This is a genomic window from uncultured Gimesia sp., assembly GCF_963972345.1.
GTDB lineage: Bacteria > Planctomycetota > Planctomycetia > Planctomycetales > Planctomycetaceae > Gimesia.
In genome coordinates, this window is sequence record NZ_CAXAVM010000284.1 from 1 (window position 1) to 6,745 (window position 6,745).

At 52.0% G+C, this 6,745-nt stretch carries 5 protein-coding genes; 3 read left to right on the top strand and 2 right to left on the bottom strand.

Features of this window, described 5'->3' with window-relative positions; all coding sequences use genetic code 11:
• Positions 1 to 274: 274 nt before the first annotated feature.
• Positions 275 to 1,033 (bottom strand): 30S ribosomal protein S2, encoded by a 759-nt coding sequence (gene rpsB / locus AACZ40_RS27480; protein WP_291170845.1) that lies wholly within the window; start codon positions 1,031 to 1,033, stop codon positions 275 to 277.
• A gap of 364 nt (positions 1,034 to 1,397) precedes the next feature.
• On the opposite strand from rpsB, the gene AACZ40_RS27485 reads away from it, so the two are divergent.
• Together AACZ40_RS27485 and AACZ40_RS27490 are read left to right on the top strand one after the other, a co-directional pair.
• Positions 1,398 to 3,302: a GTPase domain-containing protein gene (locus AACZ40_RS27485; RefSeq protein WP_291170843.1), complete on the top strand. Its 1,905-nt coding sequence runs from the start codon at positions 1,398 to 1,400 to the stop codon at positions 3,300 to 3,302.
• A gap of 72 nt (positions 3,303 to 3,374) precedes the next feature.
• Positions 3,375 to 5,210, top strand: coding sequence for a GTPase (locus AACZ40_RS27490; RefSeq protein ID WP_291170841.1), 1,836 nt, complete (start codon positions 3,375 to 3,377; stop codon positions 5,208 to 5,210).
• A 101-nt stretch (positions 5,211 to 5,311) separates the two neighbouring features.
• On the opposite strand, the gene AACZ40_RS27495 is transcribed toward AACZ40_RS27490, so the two are convergent.
• Positions 5,312 to 5,713, bottom strand: a complete 402-nt coding sequence (locus AACZ40_RS27495) for a thioredoxin family protein (protein ID WP_291170840.1) — start codon at positions 5,711 to 5,713, stop codon at positions 5,312 to 5,314.
• A 328-nt stretch (positions 5,714 to 6,041) separates the two neighbouring features.
• Between AACZ40_RS27495 and AACZ40_RS27500 the strand changes: the two genes are divergently transcribed.
• A partial coding sequence (locus AACZ40_RS27500; protein ID WP_339676761.1) for an undecaprenyl-diphosphate phosphatase occupies positions 6,042 to 6,745 on the top strand: 704 nt, incomplete at its 3' end.

Consider the following 6,745-nt stretch of genomic DNA (forward strand, 5'->3'; position numbering starts at 1 on the left):
TCCCGCAGAATTTCGATTGCCTTTTCCTGGTCGCCGTCTGCTTCCTGCAATGCTTTTTTACAGGCCATCATGGGCAGGTCGGTAATTTCACGTAATGCTTTCACGGCTGCTGCTGTGATTTCAGCCATCTCAGTAATCTCCTTCGAAAGCAACTGCTTCATCAATTGCTTTCATTTGATATTCCGATTTGTTTGTGTTTCAAGTGAATCCGCTGACTGGCGAGATCACCAGTCGGCGGAAGACACGAATGCCATCTTAATAAGCTGTATATCTCTTACAGTGAAGGGACTGGCTTGAATTGTTCTTCAGCGTCCGCTTCACCGCTGTCATCTTTTTTGCCCGTGTCTGGCAGCTTGCCTTTGCCTTCCATGATGGAAGAAGCCAGCTGGTTCATCACCAGACGAATGGAACGGATGCTGTCGTCATTACCGGGGATCGGCAGATCGACTTCATCGGGATCAGAGTCGGTATCAATCAGACCCACGACCTTGATTCCCAGAATGTGTGCTTCGTGAACCGCATTCTTTTCTTTGGTCGGGTCAACCACGACCAGTGCTTCGGGTAGACGGTTCATGGTACGAATACCGTTCAGGTTCCGGAAGACTTTTCGCTTTTCACGCAGCAGTGTGGACTGCATCTTTTTGGAATACGCATGAATTTCACCGGTTTCATCCAGTGATTCCAGCTCTTCCAGACGTTTCAGGCGGTTACGAATGGTGCGGAAGTTGGTTAACGCACCACCGAGCCAGCGTTCGGTCACGTAAGGCATACCACAGGCGATTGCGGCATCGCGGATTGGCCCCTGGGCCTGCTTTTTGGTTCCTACGAACAGGATCAGACTTCCCTGTGAGGCAACCCGTTCCAGATAACGTTTTCCACGAATAATGCCGCGGACTGTTTCTTTCAGGTCGATAATATGAATCTGGTTACGACGTCCGTAAATGTAGGGACGCATTTTGGGGTTCCAGCGGCTGGTTTTATGACCGTAGTGAACACCCGCTTCAAGAATATCCTTAACTACCAATTCCGACATCTTTCACTCCTCGTTGTTAATGGGCACATGACCTGCCAGGGGTCACGTTCTTAAAGAATTACAATCAATAGACTTATCTATTGAAGGCGTCAAACTGCATTTACAAATTCCCGGTGCGCAAAATGAGCTGAGAACACTGCAAAGTGCGGCTGGATGGATCCTATCTGAGTTATTTACGCCCGTCAAACCTTGCGACCGTTAATTCAGAGAATTGGATCGAATTTGAAACGTCTCTGATCCAATTTGGACTCATCCTGCGTTCCGGAAATCGATATACTCAAACCTTGCGATTATGAAATAAGAATCAAGCCTGACGGGCGAACCACAAGCTGTAACATCATACATTCCTGAATCCAATTATCCTATGTCCACCACGCTCAGCAAATTTTCCCACACCATTCACCAGTTGCGGAGCCATCTGCTGGCCCTGGAAGCGCAGTCCTGCCAGCTGGATCTCCCCCGCCTCAGTGGCCGGGAATGGTTTGACATTCTTGAACGTAAGCTGATCCCCCAGCTGACCAATGAAATGTACCTGGTGGTGGCGGTGGTGGGGGGAACCAATATCGGCAAGAGCGTCATCTTCAATCATCTGGTTGACCAGCAGACCAGTGCCATCAGCCCCCTTGCCTCTCAGACACGGCATCCGGTCTGCCTGGTGCCTCAGCATTTTGAACAGCAGCACGATCTACGCGAAGTCTTCCAGGGCTTTGAGCTGGTTCCCTGGTCAGCCGCTGAAGACCCCCTGAAACAGGATGAGCGGCATCTGCTGTTCTGGAAAAACTGTGACACCCTGGCCTCCAATCTCCTGGTACTGGACACACCAGACATCGACAGTGATGCCGAAGTCAACTGGGAACGTGCCGAGCGGATCAGGCAATGCGCGGATGTGCTGGTCACCGTGTTGACACAACAGAAGTACAATGATGCTGCAGTGAAAAAGTTCTTTCGGGAAGCCGCCCGCGAAGACAAAGTCATCATCACCGTCTTCAATCAATGCCAGCTGCCCGATGATGAGGAATACTGGCCTTTGTGGTTAAACACATTCTGCCAGGAAACAGGCGCTCATCCGGAACTGGTATTTATTGCCCCGAACGACAGGGGTGCTGCCAACAGCCTGGAACTTCCTTTCTACCCGCGCACGTTTGAACCGGCTTCGGCTGACGCCCCCGCAGAGATCAATGCCGGCGTTCCCCAGACAGATACCGCTGTGAACCTGATGCAGGTTCTGTCACAAATGCAGTTCGGCGAGATCAAAGTACAGACGTTGCGGGGCGCATTAAAATATCTCATCCAGCAGGACTCAGGGGTCCCCTCTTACCTGCGCGAAATCAAATCGCGCAGTCAGGAATTCCGTTCGGCAGCCGAGTTGCTTTCAGAGCATGAGCTGGCCGAGATTGAAAACTGGCCACTGGTTCCCAATCCCGTTATCGTCTCTGCCGTGCGTAAGTGGTGGCAGGAACAGCGGGAAGGCTGGTCCGCCCACGTGCATGGCTTTTACAACTCGCTGGGTAAAGGCGTCCTCTGGCCGGTACGTTACCTGCATTCGCTGACAGCAGAAGAAAAACGACCTCCGATGGAAGTTTATCGGGAGCAGGAATGGTCGGTTGTCCTGCAGACTGTGGAAGGGATTTATGATCGCCTGACGCTTGTCAGCGAACTCGGTAACGCACTGCTGACCAGCCGACTGAAAACGCTGCTGAGCGGAACGTCACGCGAAGCACTCTTGAAGACGTTACATGCCGAGCATGCCCAATTCAACTTTACGGCTCAGTTTGAAGAACTGGTCGACAGGGAGATGACGAGTTTCAAATCAGAAAGCCCGCAATATTATTCGTTGATCAAACAGATCGATCGGGCTGCAGCCGTGGGACGCCCGGTACTAAGTGTCGGTTTATTCTTTGTGGGCTTCGGCGCCGTCGGCGATGTCGGCACGCAGATCGTCACCGACACCATGATTCAGTCAGTCGTCAATGTAGCCGGCGATGTGGCGGGAGGCACCGCCGCCACGACAGTCGGAGAGACAGCCGTCAGCAGATCCGCGTCATCGGGCATGGGGTACCTCGAAGCAAAAATCAGACGTTTTCACGCCGTCTTTGCACAGAAGCGAACCGAGTGGCTGGCGCATGCCATTCGCACCCATTTACTGAAAACGCTTCCGGAAGAACTGAAGTCTGCCGTCGCCCTGCCAGAATCCGAAAATTATCACGCGGTTCAACAGACCGTTAACGAACTGGAACAGCAGCTGAATCAACTGCAGATTACTCTTTAAATCCTAAATTGAGATGGGGACCAGAATCCATCTTTTAACTGTGACATGAGACCAGAAACAAAGACCGAAATCATGCCTACATCCGAATTAGCACAAATTGAAATGCTGGCAGCGGTGGACAATCTGATCCATCAGCTCAAAGACTGGAGCGAGCAGCAGACACACTGGAAGACGGCACAACAATGCCAGGCAGTCATCCAGCAGTTGCTGCCGCGGCTGGATATGCTGCGTGTGCGCCTGGAATCGCCCCTGGTGATTGCCACCTTTGGCGGCACGGGCACCGGGAAGAGCAGCCTCGTCAATGCCCTGATTGGATCGTACTGCACTACATCCGGTCGCCAGCGACCGACCACGACAAAACCGGTCCTGATTGCGCATCCGGAGACCGACCTCGATCGACTCGGGCTGGATCTGAGTCAGTTTCATGTCGAACAGAAAAAACTGGATCAGCTGCAGAATATCATTCTGATTGACTGCCCGGACCCGGACACGTCTGAATCCCAGTTTGAAGAAAACAACCTCACGCGACTGCAGCATATTATCCCGCTGTGTGACATCCTGCTCTATACCTCAACTCAGCAGAAATACAGGTCGGCACGGGTGTCTCAAGAACTGATTGAAGCAGCAGTCGGCAGGCGACTGATCTTCGTGCAGACTCACGCCGGTCTGGATGAAGACATTCGCGAAGACTGGAAACAGCAGCTTTCACAACAGTTTGAAGTACCGGAAATCTATTTCGTCGATTCAGTCAAGGCACTGGAAGATCAACTGGCAGACCGCAGTCCCGATCCTGAATTCGCTGCTTTACAGAACATTTTGAGCTCCCAGCTGGGTAAGTCGGAACGACTGCAGGTCCGGCGGGCCAACCTGCTGGAACTGATGCAGAATGCCATTGATCACTGCACAGGAAAAATCGAAAACGCACTCCCTGCGGTCCACGAACTTGAGTCATTCCTGAAACAGCAGCAGGCTGTCCTCACAGAACAGATGTCACAGGAACTCAAGTCGGAATTACTCGTCAGTCGCAATCTCTGGGAACGCCGACTCCTGTCCTGCGTCTCCGACTCCTGGGGCAGCAGCCCGTTCTCCATGATACTCCGCCTGTACAATGGACTGGGAAATCTGATCGCTTCCGCCAGTCTGTTTCGTGCCCGTAATTCCGCACAGGTCGCATTAATTGGTGCCCTGCAGGGAGCCCGCTGGCTGGGTAACCGTCAACAGGAACAGGCGGCTGACGACCGTATGAAACGAATCGGGGCATTCGGTCTCGATGATAATAAATTGCGCGAATCACAGCTGATGATTGATGGCTATGCGCAGGCAGCAGGCCTCACCCCTTCACCGGGACATCAGCTGGGATCGCTGGAATACCTGCAGACAGAAGCAGCGCATGTCGAGGAACAGTTTCTGAATGATGCGGGCACAAAAATTGACGGCATCATCACCCGGCTCGCCCACAAAAACTCAGGCTGGTTTACACGTTTTATGTATGAAACCCTGTTTCTGGCGCTGGTTGTTTACGCACTCGTCCGCATTGGAAAAAACTTTTTCTACGACTCGTTCCTGGATGAATCGAATATCCTGGCGATTGATTTCTATGTCACTGCCGGTGTCATTTTTCTGATCTGGACCGGGTTCCTGGTCATGATGTTTACCCGTAAACTGAAACGGGGACTGGAGCAGGAAATCAATCAGCTGGCAAATCATCTGGCCAAGACCAAACTGTCACACGGCCTGTTCCCGCATCTCGAACGCGAATGCCGCCAGATTTACGCGCAACAGCATTCCCTGGAACGCATGCGGGGAGAGGTTCATCAGCTCCGTTCAGAGATCGCAGCTTCCCGAATCCTGGGATCCTGGAAAGTAAACGAGCCGACGCAACAGGCCGGCTCGCAACACGTGCCATAACCAGAATATATCCCGGGCTTACAATAGAGCATTCCCCATTCCGCTTCCGCGGGACTTGTTCTCAATGGGGCTGGTAATGCGGAAGTAAACCCGGTGAGAGCTCACTTGCCGTTGTAAAACATCTCGGCAATGCTGTAGGCATTTAATGAACCGGAGCGACTGACTTCTTTGCCGTCGACCATCAGGATCAATGTGGGCAGCGACTGCACATTAAATTTTTGAGTCAAGGCTGCATGCTGATCAACATCTATGATGCGGATATGACTCGATTCCGATTCACTGATTTCCCAGTTCTGCCTCTTCAACGCGGGGAATTCTTTGTTCTTCATCTGCACACAGGCGGGACACCAACTGGCAGTAAACAACAGGAGTTGATGGCGGGAGACATCCTCTTCCATTTTGAAAAGCTGAATGACGTTTTCTGGCAACGCAGGCACTTCCACTGACTGAGCTGGTGCTAACGAGAGAGATAACACCAATGTTGCTGGTATGAGTGTATTCATTGTGATCCATTACAATTAGAGACATTTCAAAACCTCATTTACAATAGGCAACAACCATAGCGACTCCGACTAACCCGTTCAACCGTTAAACTCGACTCAAATTGACAAGATTCCAATTCCTCGTTATAGAGTCTTTGCAATAGTCTCTCATGATTTTTATTGAGACCTCATACCCATCACAATTCGTATTCCCTTTCAAAACAATCACTTATACCATTTCTGCCAGTCAAGCATTTTGAATGACTCCTACGCCTGAATCAAAGCACGCTGATCGTTCCCTGCACTGGGCGACTTCACTAGCTTCCCCTTTCCTTGAAAAGTTGCCACTATGACCTGGTTAAAAATGATACTGTTGTCCATCATCCAGGGGATCAGCGAATTCCTGCCCATCAGCTCTTCAGGCCACCTGGTGATCGTGGAAAGCCTGATGGATATCCAGGCGGATCAGACGGATGTGAATATCGTGCTTCACGCGGGAACCCTGCTCTCGATCCTGATCTTTTATCACAAGACAATCTTCCGGCTGATTAACCAGGATCTGCGCGTCATCCCGCTGTTGATTGTGGGCACACTGCCTGTGGTTGTCATTGGCCTGACAGCCAAAAAGTACGCAGAGCATTTTCTGGAGAGCCCCCTGCTGGCGGGATGCATGCTGCCTGTGACAGGGCTGATTCTGCTGCTGATCCCTCGCATTCCACCCAACGACCAGAGCTACACGAAAATCACCTATAAACAGGCCCTACTCATAGGACTGGCGCAGGCGATTGCCATCCTGCCGGGAATCTCCCGCAGCGGAAGCACAATCGTGGCGGGACTGCTCACAGGGATGTCGCGACAGTCGGCTGCCACCTTTTCATTTCTGCTTGCGATCCCGGCGATTTCCGGCGCGACGATCCTGGAGACGGCGGAAATCATATCGAACCAGCACCTCAGCACCCCACTGAGCCTGCTCTTCACCGGCGCCCTGATTGCGGCCGTGGTCGGAATCGTGGCGCTCTGGCTGCTCGTACGCTGGCTGGAAAAAGGCAAGCT